Annotated in this window: 12 protein-coding genes and 1 other RNA gene; 7 read left to right on the top strand and 6 right to left on the bottom strand. The window is 72.8% G+C overall.

The genetic code is table 11. The features are described from left to right. Nucleotides 1-225 precede the first annotated feature (225 nt). Both AC3YO9_RS08865 and AC3YO9_RS08870 read right to left on the bottom strand, forming a co-directional pair. The gene (locus AC3YO9_RS08865; protein WP_489982893.1) at nt 226-1,488 is read right to left on the bottom strand and encodes an ATP-binding cassette domain-containing protein; all 1,263 of its coding nucleotides are present in this window, start codon (nt 1,486-1,488) and stop codon (nt 226-228) included. 537 nt (nt 1,489-2,025) lie between these two features. Next, entirely contained in the window at nt 2,026-3,231 is a 1,206-nt protein-coding gene (locus AC3YO9_RS08870; RefSeq protein ID WP_489982894.1) for an MFS transporter, read from the bottom strand. Between the two features lie 114 nt (nt 3,232-3,345). Here AC3YO9_RS08870 and rnpB point away from each other — a divergent pair. From rnpB to AC3YO9_RS08885, 3 genes are all read left to right on the top strand, one after another. Further along, nucleotides 3,346-3,778: RNase P RNA component class A (gene rnpB / locus AC3YO9_RS08875), an RNA gene on the top strand. 204 nt (nt 3,779-3,982) lie between these two features. Next, entirely contained in the window at nt 3,983-4,429 is a 447-nt protein-coding gene (locus AC3YO9_RS08880) for an MmpS family transport accessory protein (RefSeq protein WP_489982895.1), read from the top strand. Nucleotides 4,430-4,538: 109 nt separating this feature from the next. After that, nucleotides 4,539-4,889: a VOC family protein gene (locus AC3YO9_RS08885; RefSeq protein WP_489982896.1), complete on the top strand. Its 351-nt coding sequence runs from the start codon at nt 4,539-4,541 to the stop codon at nt 4,887-4,889. Nucleotides 4,890-5,228: 339 nt separating this feature from the next. Here the strand turns inward: AC3YO9_RS08885 and AC3YO9_RS08890 are convergent, their stop codons facing one another. The 3 genes from AC3YO9_RS08890 to AC3YO9_RS08900 form a co-directional block, all read right to left on the bottom strand. Further along, nucleotides 5,229-6,767 (bottom strand): amino acid permease, encoded by a 1,539-nt coding sequence (locus tag AC3YO9_RS08890; RefSeq protein ID WP_489982897.1) that lies wholly within the window; start codon nt 6,765-6,767, stop codon nt 5,229-5,231. Nucleotides 6,768-6,803: 36 nt separating this feature from the next. Continuing rightward, nucleotides 6,804-7,664 carry a hypothetical protein gene (locus AC3YO9_RS08895; RefSeq protein WP_489982898.1) on the bottom strand — a complete coding sequence of 287 codons (861 nt, stop codon included), beginning with the start codon at nt 7,662-7,664 and terminating at the stop codon, nt 6,804-6,806. A gap of 191 nt (nt 7,665-7,855) precedes the next feature. Then, nucleotides 7,856-8,554, bottom strand: coding sequence for a TetR/AcrR family transcriptional regulator (locus AC3YO9_RS08900; protein ID WP_489982899.1), 699 nt, complete (start codon nt 8,552-8,554; stop codon nt 7,856-7,858). 199 nt (nt 8,555-8,753) lie between these two features. On the opposite strand from AC3YO9_RS08900, the gene AC3YO9_RS08905 reads away from it, so the two are divergent. Genes AC3YO9_RS08905 through uca form a run of 3 tightly spaced genes read left to right on the top strand, consistent with a single transcriptional unit; the run spans nt 8,754 to nt 13,983 of the window. Continuing rightward, the gene (locus AC3YO9_RS08905; RefSeq protein ID WP_489982900.1) at nt 8,754-9,650 is read left to right on the top strand and encodes an urea amidolyase associated protein UAAP1; all 897 of its coding nucleotides are present in this window, start codon (nt 8,754-8,756) and stop codon (nt 9,648-9,650) included. Then, entirely contained in the window at nt 9,650-10,330 is a 681-nt protein-coding gene (locus AC3YO9_RS08910) for an urea amidolyase associated protein UAAP2 (protein WP_489982901.1), read from the top strand. The genes AC3YO9_RS08905 and AC3YO9_RS08910 overlap by 1 nt, the downstream gene beginning before the upstream one ends. Beyond that, complete coding sequence (gene uca / locus AC3YO9_RS08915) at nt 10,330-13,983, top strand: urea carboxylase (RefSeq protein WP_489982902.1); 3,654 nt, start codon at nt 10,330-10,332, stop codon at nt 13,981-13,983. Before AC3YO9_RS08910 ends, uca begins: the two co-directional genes overlap by 1 nt. Before the next feature lie 73 nt (nt 13,984-14,056). On the opposite strand, the gene AC3YO9_RS08920 is transcribed toward uca, so the two are convergent. Then, nucleotides 14,057-14,875 carry a formate/nitrite transporter family protein gene (locus AC3YO9_RS08920; RefSeq protein WP_489982903.1) on the bottom strand — a complete coding sequence of 273 codons (819 nt, stop codon included), beginning with the start codon at nt 14,873-14,875 and terminating at the stop codon, nt 14,057-14,059. A 139-nt stretch (nt 14,876-15,014) separates the two neighbouring features. Between AC3YO9_RS08920 and AC3YO9_RS08925 the strand changes: the two genes are divergently transcribed. Beyond that, on the top strand, nt 15,015-15,200 hold the full coding sequence (locus AC3YO9_RS08925; protein WP_489982904.1) for a hypothetical protein: 186 nt from the start codon (nt 15,015-15,017) through the stop codon (nt 15,198-15,200). Nucleotides 15,201-15,217: the final 17 nt, after the last annotated feature.

Below are 15,217 nucleotides of genomic sequence, written 5' to 3' on the forward strand. Positions count from 1 at the left end.
GGTGCGCCGTCGAGTCCGAGGCAGCTCGCGTCAGATTGGTATGCAGACCAACCCGGGTACGCGATCCCGCAGTTCGAGCCACGGTTGAACAGTACCGGCTACGTCCTTGCCGATTCCGCCGGCGCCTCGTTATGTCGCTCGACTCTCACGACTGCGCGCGCCCCGCGCGGTAGCGTCCCTCAGCACGTCAACGTCGCCCGCACAGGAGCAGTCAACACAGCTCGATCAGGCACGCGATCGCCGCGTGCGCAGGAGTGATGGCTGCGGTGGCTCAGGCCTCCCCCGAGCACTGGCTCGAAGCGGGCGCCCAGCTCTCGTAGCCTGGAAGCGAAACTCGGGATTGCTAGGGTCAGAGATCCGATGTGTAACGCCGACGCCGTTGGGGCCGGTGAGGGCGAGGCGCTCAGGGCCCTGGATGAGCACGGTTGCGCCACGGGCGTCCTGCAGCTCGGCGATGCGGCGCGAGCGGGGTACGTCGGGGTCGGGCAGGTCGACGTGCACGTGCTCCTCGTCGCGCACCCGCGCGCTGGCCTCGGCCAGGATGTCCTGGGCGCTGCGCACCTTGCCGTCGAGCTCAGTGCGCAGCCGACCGGCGGAGACCTGGGCGTTGCTCTTGCGCTGGTTCATCAGGATCTTGGGCACTCGCTTGTTCTCGAACGCGGTGCGGCCGTTGCGGACGCGGTGCGCCAGCGTGGTCTCCGCCTCGACGCGCTGGCGCTTCTCGGTGCGCACCACCTGCTGCGCGGCCCGCTCGGCCTGCTCCGCGGCGGCCTGCGCCTGCTCGAGGTGGGCCAGCCAGGCGCTGTAGGGGCCGCCGAAGACGCTGAGCCGGCCCTCGAACAGCTCGGCGGTGTCGTCCATCAGCTCCAGCAGGGCGCGGTCGTGGCTGACGACGACCAGCGCGCCCGGCCACGTGCGCACCAGGTCGGCGAGCCGGGCCCGGGCGGCACGGTCGAGGTTGTTGGTGGGCTCGTCCAGCAGGGTGATGGGGGTGTGGCGCAGGCGCAGTCCGGCGGTGGCCACCAGCACGGCCTCGCCGCCGGAGACCTGGTTCACGCGGCGGTCGAGGTCGGCGCCGTCCAGCCCGGCGGTGCGCAGGGCGTCGGCGGCGCGGGTGGGCAGGTCCCAGTCGTCGCCGATCACCTCGAAGTGGCGGTTGTCCACGTCGCCGGACTCGATCGCGCGCAGGGCCGCCAGCTGCTCGCTGATGCCGAGCAGGTCGGCCAGGCTGGCGCGGGCGTCGAGGGTGAGCGTCTGCGGCAGGTAGCCGAGGTCGCCGGAGCACACGATGCGGCCGGCGGTGGGGGAGAGCAGCCCGGCGATCAGGCGGAGCAGCGTGGACTTGCCGGAGCCGTTGCGGCCGGTGCGGCCCGTGCTGAAAGCGCCGGTGATCCCGTGCAGCGCGACGGTGCCGTCGGGCCAGGTGAGGCCGACGCCGGTGAGAGTGACAGCGGCAGCGCTGGCGGTGGTGGTGCGAGAGGCAGACATGAGGCTCCTGGACGGTCAGCGGACGCGCTGACACCGGAGCCGGAGAACGGCGAGTCGACGGAGGTCAGCGCGGGGAGGACGTGGACGCGTCGAGCAGCTTCACCGGAGGGATCCTCACGCTGGGGAACAGGAGCGGACGCCAGTGTGCGCGCGGGCACGGCGGCGTGCAACGGGTTTTCGGATGCGGCGACGGAGCCCACGCCGTTCGCGCCCTCACCGGCCGCCAGCCCCCCCGGCGCAGCCAGTCGCAGGGGGCGACCAGGTGAGAAAGCTGGGCGAGCTGGCTTCTCGGCCTTGCGGCTAGCGACGACCGGCCGAGGATCAGCTCGGGAGGCTCTCGATCAACGCGCTGAGGGTCCGCCCGACGACGCGTAGCCCGGGTCTCTGCCAGAGGGCCTTCCGCTTCCTCGGACTCGGGTCCGGTGGGGCGGCCGACGCGTCCTGCGGATCAGCGGGCGTTCGCGTACGACGCTTGCCCATCAGAGGTCCTCCCGTCCTGGCACGAGGAGCAGGTGCCGCAGGTTGCTGATCATGCGCTCACGTTGCGACGCGGGCCAACCGGCGCGGGTGCAGCAGCGCGGCCGATCCCAGCGCCGACACCCCGGCGAGCACGAACACCGCGGCCCAACCCAGCCCCGCCGCCACCGCCCCGGCCAGCGCCGGAGTGAGGGTGGCAGCGAAGTAGTTCGCCGAGTTCTGCAGGCTCATGGCGGCGGCAGCCTGCCCGGGCGGCGCGATCTCGCCGGCCAGGGTGAAGGCGAGGCCGTTCCAGCAGGTGGCCAGCACGGTGCCCACCACCAGCACGGGCGCGAGCACCACCAGCGTCGGCCCGGTGACCACCACGTCCAGCACGGCGATCAGCAGGAAGCAGGCGGCCGTGCACAGGCCGAGCGTCCGCACTGGACGCACCCGGCTGCCCACCCGGTCCGACCACGCACCCACCGCCAGGCGGCCCACCGCCGAGGCCAGCTGCGCCACCGAGAGCGTGGCCGCCGCCGCGGTGAGCGCCACCGTCTTGTCGTCGTGCAGGTACTCCACCAGCAGCGCGCCCAGGGTGAACTGGGGCACCACCAGCAGGCCGCTGGCCGCGGACAACCGCAGCAGGCTGCGCTGGCCCAGCACCCGGCTGATCGGCGTGCGCCCGGCCGGGCGGCGCACCGTGCCTGCCGGGTCGTGGATCGTCGCCGCGGCCAGCACGGCGCTGAGCAGGCACACCGCCGCCAGGGTGCGAAACACCGCGGGCAGCCCGTGCGTCTCGCCGATGCCCGGCAGCACCGCGGCGGCGATCGCCGCACCCAGCGGCACCGCCGACTGGCGCACCCCCATGGCCACGCCCCGTCCGCGCACGGGGAACCAGGTGAGCACGGCCCGGCCGCTCGCGGCGTTGACGCTGGCCCCGAAGGCGCCGGCGAGCAGCAGCAGGAGCGCGGCCGCGACCGCGGACGTGGTCAGCGACAGCACGCCCAGCGAGGCGGCGGCGCCGACCAGTCCGGCGACGATCACCGGACGCTCGCCCACGCGGTCGGTGAGCATGCCCCACGGCAGGAGGGTGAGCAGGATGCCGGCGGAGATGAGCCCGAGCAGCAGGCCGACGCCGGAGACGCTGAGGGCGTAGGTCTCGCGCAGCAGCGGTGTGACCGAGGCCAGGCCGAGGAACACCGCGGCGGTGGAGGCCTGTGCGAGGGTGCCGGCGCCGAGCACCACCCAGCGATAGCGACTGGGGGAGGCCACGGCGGAGCTCATGGACCCATTGTGCCGCGCTGTCTCGTGAAGTGAGAATCGATTCTCACAATGTGAGAAACGGACGGTGTTGGGTGGCGGACCCGGACCCTGCGGGCAAGTAGAGTGCTGGGCGGACGAGCTGGCCGGGCGGCCGCGTTGGCGGGAACCGGCAGCACCTGCTGCCAGGCCCGTCGCCGAGGAAAGTCCGGACTCCGCAGAGCAGGGTGGTTGTTAACGGCAACCCGGGGTGACCCGCGGGACAGTGCCACAGAAAACAGACCGCCAGTGCGTGCACTGGTAAGGGTGAAACGGTGCGGTAAGAGCGCACCAGCGCCCCGGGTGACCGGGGCGGCTAGGTAAACCCCACCCGGAGCAAGGTCAAAGGCGGTACCGGTCGACCTCGGTCGGCAGGTTCCGCTGCGCAGGTGCTTGAGGGCTGCTCGCCCGAGCCTGCGGGTGGACCGCGTGAGGGCATCGGTGACGATGTACCCAGATGGATGGTCGCCGCTCGACGCGCTCCTCGGAGCACGTCGAGGCACAGGATCCGGCTTACAGGCCAGCTCGTCCCCCATCGGTTCGTCAGCCGCCCAGAGTGGGTGTGCCGCATGATGTCCAGGTCATCGGTGCGAGCAACGGGGGACACGTGAACCAACCACCTCGACCCCAGTGGGGCCCGCCTGAAGGCCCTCCGCCGCAGGATGGTTGGGCTCCCCACGGACATCCCCCTCCGGCGAGCAAGCGGGCGACGTGGCCGTGGATCACCGGGGGAGCAGTGCTCGTGCTGGTCGTGTTGCTCGTCGTGGTGGTGAGCGTGGGCGGCGGCGGGTCGGACACCTCCGCCGCGCCGAGCACGACGGTCCAGGCGCCGGTCACCACGGGACCGCCCTCGGCTGGGCCCAGTGGAACCGAGCTCCCAACCGAGCCCGAGACGGGTGCGAAGACCATCACGGTGGTGTACGAGGTGACGGGCGACAGGGCCCTGGCTGGCAGCATCGTCTACTGGAACGGGAAGAGCATCGCTCTGGAAGAGCTGGAACCGTTGCCCTGGTCAAGAACGCTCCACAGCAAGGACGCTGTCATGACGTCGCTGTCCGGGCTGATGATCGGCACCGGCACTATCGCCTGCCGCATCCTGGTCAACGGCAGCGTGGTCGAGGAGCAGCGGGTGACCGGTGAGAATCCCTACGTGGACTGCGAGGGTCCCGTCGCCCACCCCTGAGCGGTGCGGAGCTGCAGCTGGCGACCCGGGCGGAGCTGCGCGCGCACGATCGGTCCCCTCCCAGCGGCGTGCCACCGAGCCAGGCACCGTCCGTGGTTATCGTCGAACCATGATCGGACACATCGACGCGGTGGTCGTCGACTGCGCTGATCCGGCCGCTCTGGTCCGCTTCTGGTCGGGAGTGCTGGGTGGGCAGCCACGGGTGCGCAGCGACGACTGGGCCTACGTCGATCCGCCAGGCTCCACGCGGCTGGCCTTCCAGCGGGTGCCCGAGGCCAAGACCGGCAAGAACCGGCTGCACCTGGACATCGACGTGCGCGACTTGGAGGTGGCCACCCTGGCGGCCGAGGCCCTGGGTGCCCGCCGCCTCGGGGAGGTCCAGCGCGACGTCGCCGGGGCGTTTCAGGTGATGCTCGACCCCGAGGGCAACGAGTGGTGCCTGGTGCTCGCGCAGCCGTAGCCAGCTCGCGCGTCGCCGGAAGCCGGCGGTGAGGGCCGAGGCGCCGATACGGCTGGGTTGGCAGCGAGACCACGTCACTACCGCAGCCGGGTTGTGGTCGGCGGCCTCGTCGGCGGGATCACTGCAGGAGCTCTGCTGACGGTCGTGCAGGCCACGGAGGACGAGGCGTGGTCGTCAGCCGCGCTCGAGGGGGTCGGTTTCGGGCTGATCCTGTGGGTCGTGCTCACCGTCGTGCTGCTGCGCTCCAGCCGTCGCTAGAAGGGCAACAAGGGCACTGAACGCCCCGGCGGAGCCGGAATGAGGGGCGTTCAGGCCCTTGTTGCCCACGTGGTGGTCCGGTCAGCCCGCGAGCACCGGCTCCGCGACCGGCTCCGGGCGGCGCTGGCTGGCCCAGTACAGCAGCACCCCCACCGCCGCGGTGCCCAGCGTGAACAGGATGGCGAAGTACTGCATGTACCAGCTGCCGCCCTCGGGGTCGTAGATCTCCTGGCGCGGCCACGCCAGGTTCACCAGCATGGCCAGCCCGTAGAGCACCGCGGCGACGTTCACCGGCAGGCCCCAGCGGCCGAGGCTGAACACCGCCGCGCCCTGCTCGTCCACCACGTGCGCGGCGAGCAGCGGGTTGCCCCGCAGCCGCTGCACCAGCATGGCCGTGGTGAGCATCAGGTAGGCCAGGTACACCAGGGCGATGCAGGTGGACTCCAGGTTGATGAACGCCGAGTGCGGGCCGAGGTTGAGCGCCAGCACCCCGATGGCGCCGAGCCCGATCGCGGTGGCGGCGTACACCGGGGTGCCGGTGCTGCTCGGCACGTGCGCCAGGGTCTTGGCCAGCGGCATCTTGCCGTCGCGGGCCATGGAGAACAACATCCGCGAGCCCGAGGTCTGCACGGCCAGGGTGGCCACGCAGATCGCGATGGCCACCATCAGCAGCAGCACGTGCCCGGTGAGGCCGGTGAACAGCGCGCTGATGACGTAGGCCGGGCCCTCGCTGGCGAAGCGGCCGTCGGTGAGGCTCGGCGCGGCCAGCAGCAGCGCCATCAGCAGCGCTCCACCGAGCAGGCCGGCGGCCAGCAGCGCGCGCAGCATCGTCCGGGGCGCCACCCGGCGGGCGTCGCGGGTCTCCTCGGACAGCTCACCGGCGCTGTCGAAGCCGATCATCACGTAGGCGGCGGTGAACGAGGCGCACAGGAACGCGCCGAAGTAGCCGGAGGAGGACACCGAGCCGAGGTCGAAGACCACCTCGGTGCCGCGGTTGGTGTGGGTGAGCAGCAGGCCGATGATCACCAGCGCGCCGACGATCTCGCAGGTGACGCCCACGTTGTTCACCACGGCCATCAGCCGCACGCCGATGATGTTGATGACGGTGGTGGCCACGATCAGCCCACCGGCCAGCAGCATGGCGTTCTGCGCCCCCGAGGTGGAGGTGATGTCGGGGTCGTCGCCGATCACCTGGAAGCCCGACCACACCGAGGGCAGCACCACCTGCAGGGCGATGGCGGCGGCGGTCATCACCACCGTCTGCCCGACGATCATGATCCAGCCGGCGAACCAGCCGTAGGTGCTGTTGGACATGCGGGTGGTCCACTGGTAGATGGCCCCGGAGATGGGGAAGCGAGCGGCCAGCTCGGCGAAGCACAGCGCCACCAGCAGCTGACCGCCGAGCACCAGCGGCCAGGCCCAGATGAAGGCCGGCCCACCGAAGGAGAAGCCGAGCCCGGCGAGCTGGAAGACGGTGGTGAGCACCGAGATGAAGGAGAAGCCGGCGGCGAAGGAGGCGAACGAGCCGAGCTTGCGGTGCAGCTGCTGCTCGTAGCCGAACTCGCCCAGGTCGTCGCGCTGGGTCGCGGGCGCGGCCAGGCTGGGAAGGGTGGCGGTCATGGTTCCCCCTGTGGTGGGTGGAGGCGGTGGTCGGGGCTAGGCGGGGGTGAGCAGGCTGGGGTCGCCCACGACGTCGGTGACCACCCAGCGGCGAAGGGAGGCCTGCCCGGCGGGGGAGAGGTCGTGCAGGTGGACGGTGTCGCGGGCGGCGCTGACGGTGAAGGCGGCGGTGGAGCCGACCTTGAACGGCAGCGTGGAGCGGTCGATCACCCAGCCGTCCGGCCGCACGGTCCCCAGGGAGACCTCGCAGTCGAGCTGGTCCTGGGCCAGGCGCAGCGCGCCCGGGTCGGTCAGCTCGTCGGGCCGCAGGAACCGCTCCACCGCCACGGGGCGCGGGCGGACCAGGGCGAAGCGGTTGCCGGTGCGCAGCAGCAGCGCGGTGGCTCCGGTCTCCGGATCGGCCAGCACCAGGGTGGCGCTGTCGCCGGGTTGGTGCTGCTCGGTGTGCTCCCACAGCTCCAGGTAGGGCAGGTCCAGGCCACGCTCCACCAGCAGCGCGCCCTCGCGGTGCAGGGTGCCGTGGTCGATCCCGGCCGGGGCGGGCGAGAAGTCCACGGCCCGCTCCCACGTGTAGTGCGCAGGATCCACCGTGGACTGCAGCAGCCGGCCGGCGAAGGCCTCCTGGCGCACCATCCAGCCGACGTGCTCGGCGGTGAGCTCGCGAAGACAGCTCACCCCCGCGAAGCTCGGCTGCTCCGCGGGCTGGCGCAGGTCCGCGTAGTAGCCGTCGGCCTGCAGCCAGGTGACCGTGGTGGTGGTGTCCGACCCGCCGCCGTGCCAGACGATGAGGTCGCGGTTGAGCACACCGTTGAGCTCGGTGGGCTGGGGGACGCTGGCGTCGGCGGGTGGACCTTGGGGCCAGGGTCCGACGGCGGTGGTCTGCACGAGCACGGGCACGCTCCCAGGGCTGCGACGGGTTTTCGTTCGACTGACAGGTATTGAAGCCAGCAGATGAACCCGGGGAGTTGAGGGCGTGTTTCGAGTGGGTAAGTGATTGCCCGCCACGTTGCGTTCGTGTGACGTGACCACGCGAGCAGGCCGGAACAGCCCCGCGCACCGGTCCGGCCCAGGCGAGCAGGACCCAGGGCTCAGGGCAGGGAGACGTCGAGCTCGGTGAGCAGCTCCTGCGCCTGACGGCACAGCTCCGCGTCCGGCCCGGCGTGGCCGACGGCGCGCAGGCAGGTCTCCGCCACCAGCTGGGCCGGGAGGATCACCGGCTGCCCCGGGTCGGGTGAGTCGGCGTCGGAGCGGACGTCGATCACCGACTCCACGATGCGGAAGGGCAGCTCGGCCAGCAGGGTCGCCGTGTCACCGGGCCCGGGCCGCAGCTCGGCCAGCGCCGCCGAGGCCAGCCGGTGGTAGCGCTCCCGCAGCACCTGGCGCTGGCCGCGGAAGTCGGCGAACTGCTCCCCCCGCAGCTCGGGCAGCAGGTACAGCGCACCCAGGTTCCACCGGCCGGCGTTGAGGTGCCCGGCGTCGAACAGGCACAGCGCGTACAGCCGCACGTCGGCCGGGTCGGAGCGCTCCAGCAGCTGCGTGGCCACCCGGTTGGGGGCGTCCACGGTGTCGGCCAGCAGCGCGGTGAGCAGGTGCTCCTTGGTGGCGAAGTGGTGGTACAGCGAGGCCTGCCGGATGCCCACGGCCTCGGCGATGCTGCGGGTGGAGGTGGCCGAGAAGCCGTGGCTGACGAACAGCTCGGCGGCGGCGTCGAGGATCTCCGCGCGGGTGGTGCGACCCGGGCGACGCGGCGCGGCCAGCCGCGGTCGGCCTGGCCCGGCGGTGGACATGAGAGTCATTGTGCCAGCGCGCCGCGCGCGCCCGGCGCCCCTGCCCGGGTGCCGCGGGCACGGCTCCGGTGCAGGAAACGACACCGTTACACAGCGACCCGTGGCCGTCACGCAGCAGACACGTCCGGCACACATCGCCCCGCAAAACTGTCATCTGACAGGAAATACGGGGCGGTCGACCTTGACGGACAGGAGCACGATGAGCGCCGAGACGGTATCCAGCACCTCCACCAGCAGCACGGTGACCAGCAGCACCTCCACCAGCAGCACGGCCACCACGGCGGCCGCCCGGGCCCACGCCCGCGCCCAGGCCGGGGCCGTCACCGACGCCATGCCGGTGCTGCCGGCCAGCAGCTGGCCCACCCCGCCCGCCGACGTCGATCCCTCCCGCCTCACCTGGGCCGAGACGGTGCCGGGCGGGCGCTACACCGCCAAGGTGTTGGCCCGGGGGACCCGGCTGCGGCTGCGCGACGTCGCCGGTTCGGCCTGCGCGCACGTGCTGCTCCACCGCGCCGACGCGCCGTGGGAGCGCTACGCCATGGCCGACACGGTGAAGGTGCCGTGGCAGGCCTACCTCGGCCACGGGCACCCGCTGCTGTCCGACCAGGGCCGGGTGCTGGCCACGGTGGTGGCTGACACCTCCGCCCACCACGACGCGCTCTGCGGCACCACCACGCTGGAGTCCAACACCGCCCGCTACGGCGCGGGTGCCCCGCACACCGCCAGCCCCGCCGGACGCGAGCTGCTCACCCTGGCCGCCGCCAAGCACGGGCTCACCCCGCGCGACCTGGGCCCCTCGGTGTCGTTCTTCCACGGCGTGCGGGTGAGTCCCACCGGTGAGCTGCTCAGCGCCGGCAGCGCCGGACCGGACACCGCGGTGGACCTGCTGCTGCACCTGCCGCTGGTGGTGCTCATCGCCAACACTGCGCACCCGCTGGACCCCGCCGAGACCTTCGGCACCACGTCGCTGGAGGTGCTGGCCTGGCGGGCACCCGCCGAGCTGGCCGAGCTGCCCAACCCCGACCCCGAGTACGCCCGCGCGGTGCTCAACACCGAGGACACCTGGACCGCCGCCCACTCCGGAGAGGACGCCTGATGACCACCGCCACCCACCCCGAGGCCGGCAACCCCGAGACCGCCCGCCCCGAGGACCTGGCCCTGGTGCCGGGCACCGTGCTCGCCGACTCCGTGGTGGCGGCCCGCGCCCCCTGGTCGGCCGTGGTGCGCGCCGGGCAGGTGCTCACCATCGTCGACCTGCGCGGCAACCAGGCCGTGGACACCCTGTTCTACGCCGCCGCCGACCACACCCGCCGCTACTGCGCGGCCACCACCATCGCCGCGCAGCGCAACATCTTCCTGTCCACCGGCAGCGTGCTGCGCGCCGGTGACTCCACCGCGCTGATGACGATCGTCGCCGACGAGGTGGGCCAGCACGACACCGTGGGCGGGGCGTGCTCGCAGGAGTCCAACACGCTGCGCTACGGCCACCAGACCAAGCACCAGCACGCCTGCGTGGAGAACTTCCTGGCCGAGGGCTCCCGCTGGGGCCTGGGCAAGCGTGACCTGGCGCCCAACGTCAACTTCTTCATGAACGTCCCGGTCGACCCCGACGGCAGCCTGGGCATCGTCGACGGCCGCTCCGGCCCCGGCAAGCGCCTGGCCCTGCGCGCCGACGTGGACACCCTGGTGCTGGTGTCCAACTGCCCGCAGGTGAACAACCCCTGCAACGGCTTCGACCCCACCCCGGTCCGCATGATCATCACCGAGGAGTCCTGATGGGCGCGCCCGCCTTCGACACGCTGCTGGTGGCCAACCGCGGCGAGATCGCCTGCCGCATCATCCGCTCCGCCCGCGAGCTGGGCCTGCGCACGGTGGCGGTGTACTCCGAGGCCGATCGCGGCGCCGAGCACGTGCGGCTGGCCGACGAGGCGGTGCACATCGGCGCCGCGCCCGCGGCGGAGTCCTACCTGCGCCCGCAGGCGATCCTGGCCGCCGCGGCCGCCACCGGGGCGGGCGCGGTGCACCCCGGCTACGGGTTCCTCTCCGAGGACGCCGACTTCGCCGAGGCCGTGCAGGCGGCGGGCCTGGTCTTCGTCGGCCCCACCCCTGAGCAGCTGCGCCTGTTCGGCACCAAGCACACCGCCCGGGCCGCCGCCCGTGCCGCCGGCGTGCCGATGATCGCCGGCAGCGAGCTGCTGGCCGACGTCGACGCCGCCCTGGCCGCGGCGGCCGAGATCGGCTACCCGCTGATGCTCAAGGCCACCGGCGGTGGCGGCGGGATCGGCATGACGGTGTGCCGCAGCGACGACGAGCTGCGCGAGGCGTACCGCACCGTGGTGCGCCAGGCGGCGCAGAGCTTCAGCTCCACCGGGGTGTTCGCCGAGCGCTACGTGGAGAACGCCCGGCACGTGGAGGTGCAGGTGTTCGGCGACGGCACCGGCCGCGTGCTCACCCTGGGCGACCGCGACTGCTCGCTGCAGCGGCGCAACCAGAAGGTGGTGGAGGAGGCGCCCGCGCCCGACCTGGACGAGGCGCTGCGCACCCGCCTGCACGACACCTCCCGCGCCCTGTGCGCCGCGGTGGGCTACCGCTCCGCCGGCACCGTGGAGTTCGTCTACGACCCCGTCCGCGGGGAGGCGTCGTTCCTGGAGGTCAACGCCCGGCTGCAGGTGGAGCACCCGGTCACCGAGTCGGTCACCGGGGTGGACCTGGTGGCCTGGATGCTGCGCGCGGCGCAGGGCGACACCACCTTCCTGGACGCCTACCCCGACGGGTCCGTGCCGGTGTCCGGTGCGGCCGTGGAGGCTCGCGTCTACGCCGAGGACCCGCACCACGACTTCCGGCCCAGCGCCGGCACGCTCACGCACGTGGCGCTGCCGGACCTGCCCGGGGTGCGGGTGGACGGCTGGGTGCGCAGCGGCAGCGACGTCTCCACCAGCTACGACCCGCTGCTGGCCAAGGTGATCACCGCCGGTGACACGCGCGACGCCGCGCTGGACGCCCTCGGTGCGGCACTGGCCCAGACCCGGATGGACGGCATCGAGACCAACCTGGGGGTGCTGCGCGCCATCGTGTGCCACCCCGTGGTCCGCGCCGCCGCGCACAGCACCGCCACCCTGGCCGACGTCACCGACCCCACCCCGCGCATCGAGGTGGAGCGGGCCGGGCTGATGACCACCGTGCAGGACTGGCCCGGCCGCGTCGGCCTGTGGCAGGTGGGGGTCCCACCCAGCGGGCCGATGGACGACCTGTCCTTCCGGCTGGGCAACACCGCGCTGGGCAACGCCGAGGGTGCGCCCGGCCTGGAGTGCACCGTCTCCGGGCCCGCCCTGCGCTTCACCCACGCCACCGACGTCTGCGTCACCGGTGCGGAGGTGGCGGTGACCGTGGACGGCGATCCGGTGCCGCAGTGGCAGCCGGTGCGCGTGCCCGCCGGCGGGGTGCTCGACGTCGGCACGGTGGACGGCACGCCCACCGGCAGCGGCGGGCTGCGCACCTACGTCCTCGTCGCCGGCGGACTGGACGTGCCGGCGTACCTGGGGAGCGCGGCCACCTTCACCCTCGGCCAGTTCGGCGGGCACGCCGGGCGCGCGCTGCGCCCCGCCGACGTGCTGCGCGCGCACGCCACCGAAGCACAGGCCACCACGGGGGTGGCTGCTGACGTCCGTCCCGCGATGACCCGCAGCTGGCAGCTGGCGGTGACCGAGGGCCCGCACGGTGCCCCGGAGTTCTTCACCCCCGACGACATCGCCACGCTGCTGGAGACCAGCTACGAGGTGCACTTCAACTCCGCACGCACCGGCGTGCGCCTGGTGGGGCCCACGCCGCAGTGGGCGCGCACCGACGGCGGGGAGGCGGGGCTGCACCCGTCCAACATCCACGACAACGCCTACGCCATCGGCGCGCTGGACTTCACCGGCGACACCCCGATCCTGCTCGGCCCGGACGGCCCCAGCCTGGGGGGCTTCGTCTGCCCGGTCACCGTGGTCACCGCCGACCGGTGGAAGCTGGGCCAGCTGGCGCCGGGGGACACCGTGCGCTTCGTCCCCGTGCAGGTGGCCGCCGCACCCTCCCCGCGGGACCTCAGCTCCACCCGCGGCGCCGCCACCGTCGCCGTGGCCAGCACCGGCGGCGACGGCGACTCCGGGGTGCTGCACCGCGACCCGCGCGGCGACGGGCTGCCCTCGATCACGGTGCGCCGCTCCGGGGACGACAACGTGCTGGTGGAGCTGGGCGACATCGTGCTCGACCTCGGCCTGCGCGCCCGGGTGCACGCCCTGCACCAGCGGCTGGTGGAGGTGAACCGCCCCGGCATCCTCGACCTCACCCCGGGCATCCGCTCGCTGCAGGTGCACGTCGACCCGGACGTGCTTCCGGTGCGCACCCTGGTGGGGCTGGTGCTGGAGCTGGAGGCGCAGATCCCCTCGGCGCAGGAGCTGGTGGTGCCCAGCCGCACCGTGCGACTGCCGCTGTCCTGGGACGACCCGGCCACCCGCGAGGCCATCCAGCGCTACATGAGCGGCGTGCGCGACGACGCCCCGTGGTGCCCCTGGAACATCGAGTTCATCCGGCGCATCAACGGCCTGGCGCACACCGACGACGTCTACCGCACCGTCTTCGACGCCGAGTACCTGGTGCTCGGCCTGGGCGACGTCTACCTGGGGGCGCCGGTGGCCACCCCGCTGGACCCCCGCCACCGCCTGGTCACCACCAAGTACAACCCGGCCCGCACCTGGACCCCGGAGAACGCCGTCGGCATCGGCGGGGCCTACCTGTGCATCTACGGCATGGAGGGCCCCGGCGGATACCAGTTCGTCGGGCGCACCACCCAGGTGTGGAGCCGCTACCACGCCGGGCTGGACGGCTCCCCGTTCCAGGCGGGCTCGCCGTGGCTGCTGCGGTTCTTCGACAAGATCTCCTGGTACCCGGTGGAGCCGGAGGAGCTGCTCGACCTGCGTGCCGACCTCGCGGCCGGACGCGGCACGGTGGACATCACCGAGGGCGAGTTCTCCCTGGCCGAGCACCAGCGGTTCCTGGACGCCAACGCCGGCTCGATCGCGGACTTCCGGGCCCAGCAGGCCACCGCGTTCGAGGCCGAGCGCACCGCCTGGCAGGCCAGCGGCGAGTTCGACCGGCAGACCGCCGAGCCCGCCGTGGCCGTCGACGCCACCCAGCTGGTGGTGCCCGAGGGCGCCACCGTGGTGGAGGCACCCTTCGTGTCCAACGTGTGGCGTGTCGACGTCGCCGTGGGGGAGCAGGTGGTGGCCGGACAGTCGCTGCTGTCGCTGGAGGCGATGAAGATGGAGACCGTGGTGCGCGCCCCGACCGACGGGGTGGTGGAGCAGGTGCTGGTGGGCACCGCCACCGAGGTGGTGGCCGGCGAGCCGCTGGTGGTGCTGGCTGAGGTGCCCGCGGCGGCAGCCGCCTGATGCACACCGCGGCGGCAGCCGCCTGATGCACACCGCGGCGGCAGCCGCCTGACCCGACCGGTGCGGCGGGGCGTCAGCCCTTGGTCTTCTGACGCTCCCGCTGCACCCGGTTCTTGGTGCGCAGCAGGCGGATGGAGGTGACCAGGCCCAGCCCGCCCACCAGGTTGCCCAGTGCCGACCAGCCCAGCGCCCCGAGCCAGTCCAGGTAGCCGTACCCGGAGCCGGAGTGCAGGCCGGCGAACATGAACAGCGAGTCCAGCACCGAGTGGAACAGCTGCCCACCGGCCAGCAGGGAGCCGAACAGGATGGCGGGCACGATCTGCACCCCCAGGCTGTCGGCGGCGTGCTGCATCCGGGTCATCAACGTGATCACCAGCCCCGCCAGCACCGCGAGGGCGAAGGAGCTCAGGCTGAAGCCGAGCGCGAAGTAGTGGTTGGAGACCTCCACCGCCGTCGACCGCAGGTCCGGCCGCGCGGTGATGATCAGCCAGGCCACCACCCACCCGCCGATCAGGTTGGTCACCAGGGTGATGCCCCACAGCCGCGCCAGCGACCACACCGGGCGGTGCCCGGCGACCACGGTGGTCACCGGCACCAGGAAGTTCTCGGTGAACAGCTCGCTGTGCGCCATGAGCAGGGCCACGAACCCCACCGAGAACGCGATCCCGGCCAGCAGCGTGCTGTGGGTGAGGTGGTGCACCACGAAGTAGGCCAGCATCCCGGTGCCCACGTCCACGCCGCCGAGCAGCCCGGTGCCCACCAGTGCCGACAGCGGCCGGGACAGCCGCTCGTCGCCCTCGTCGACGAGGCGCTCGAAGGCGTCGTCCACGGAGTCCTCGGTGTCGGTGCCCCTGGCGTCGGGCTCGTGGGCTGCGCTGCTGTCGTCGGTCACGGGAACTCCTGGCGCGGGCGGCGGTGAGGCTGGGGAACGGGCACCCGGAAACCGTAGGGACGCAGCAGCCATCCCGCGCGGTGAGTGGTCCGGGGGAGGAGCACTTCCCGGCGGTGGCGGCCGGTGTCATGCTGGGCCCATGAGTGATGACGACGACCAGTGGTACTACTCCCTCTCTGACCACTCGGTGCGGCGGGGCAAGGACGCGCCCGCGCTGGACCGCATGGGTCCCTATCCGACCAAGGCGGCCGCCGAGGCGGCGCTGGCGACGGTGCGGGCCCGCAACGAGGCAGCCGATGCCGCCGACCGTGAGTGGAACGGCTGAGCCCGCGGGCTAGCCTC

Source organism: Rhodococcus sp. Z6_132 (assembly GCF_058133635.1).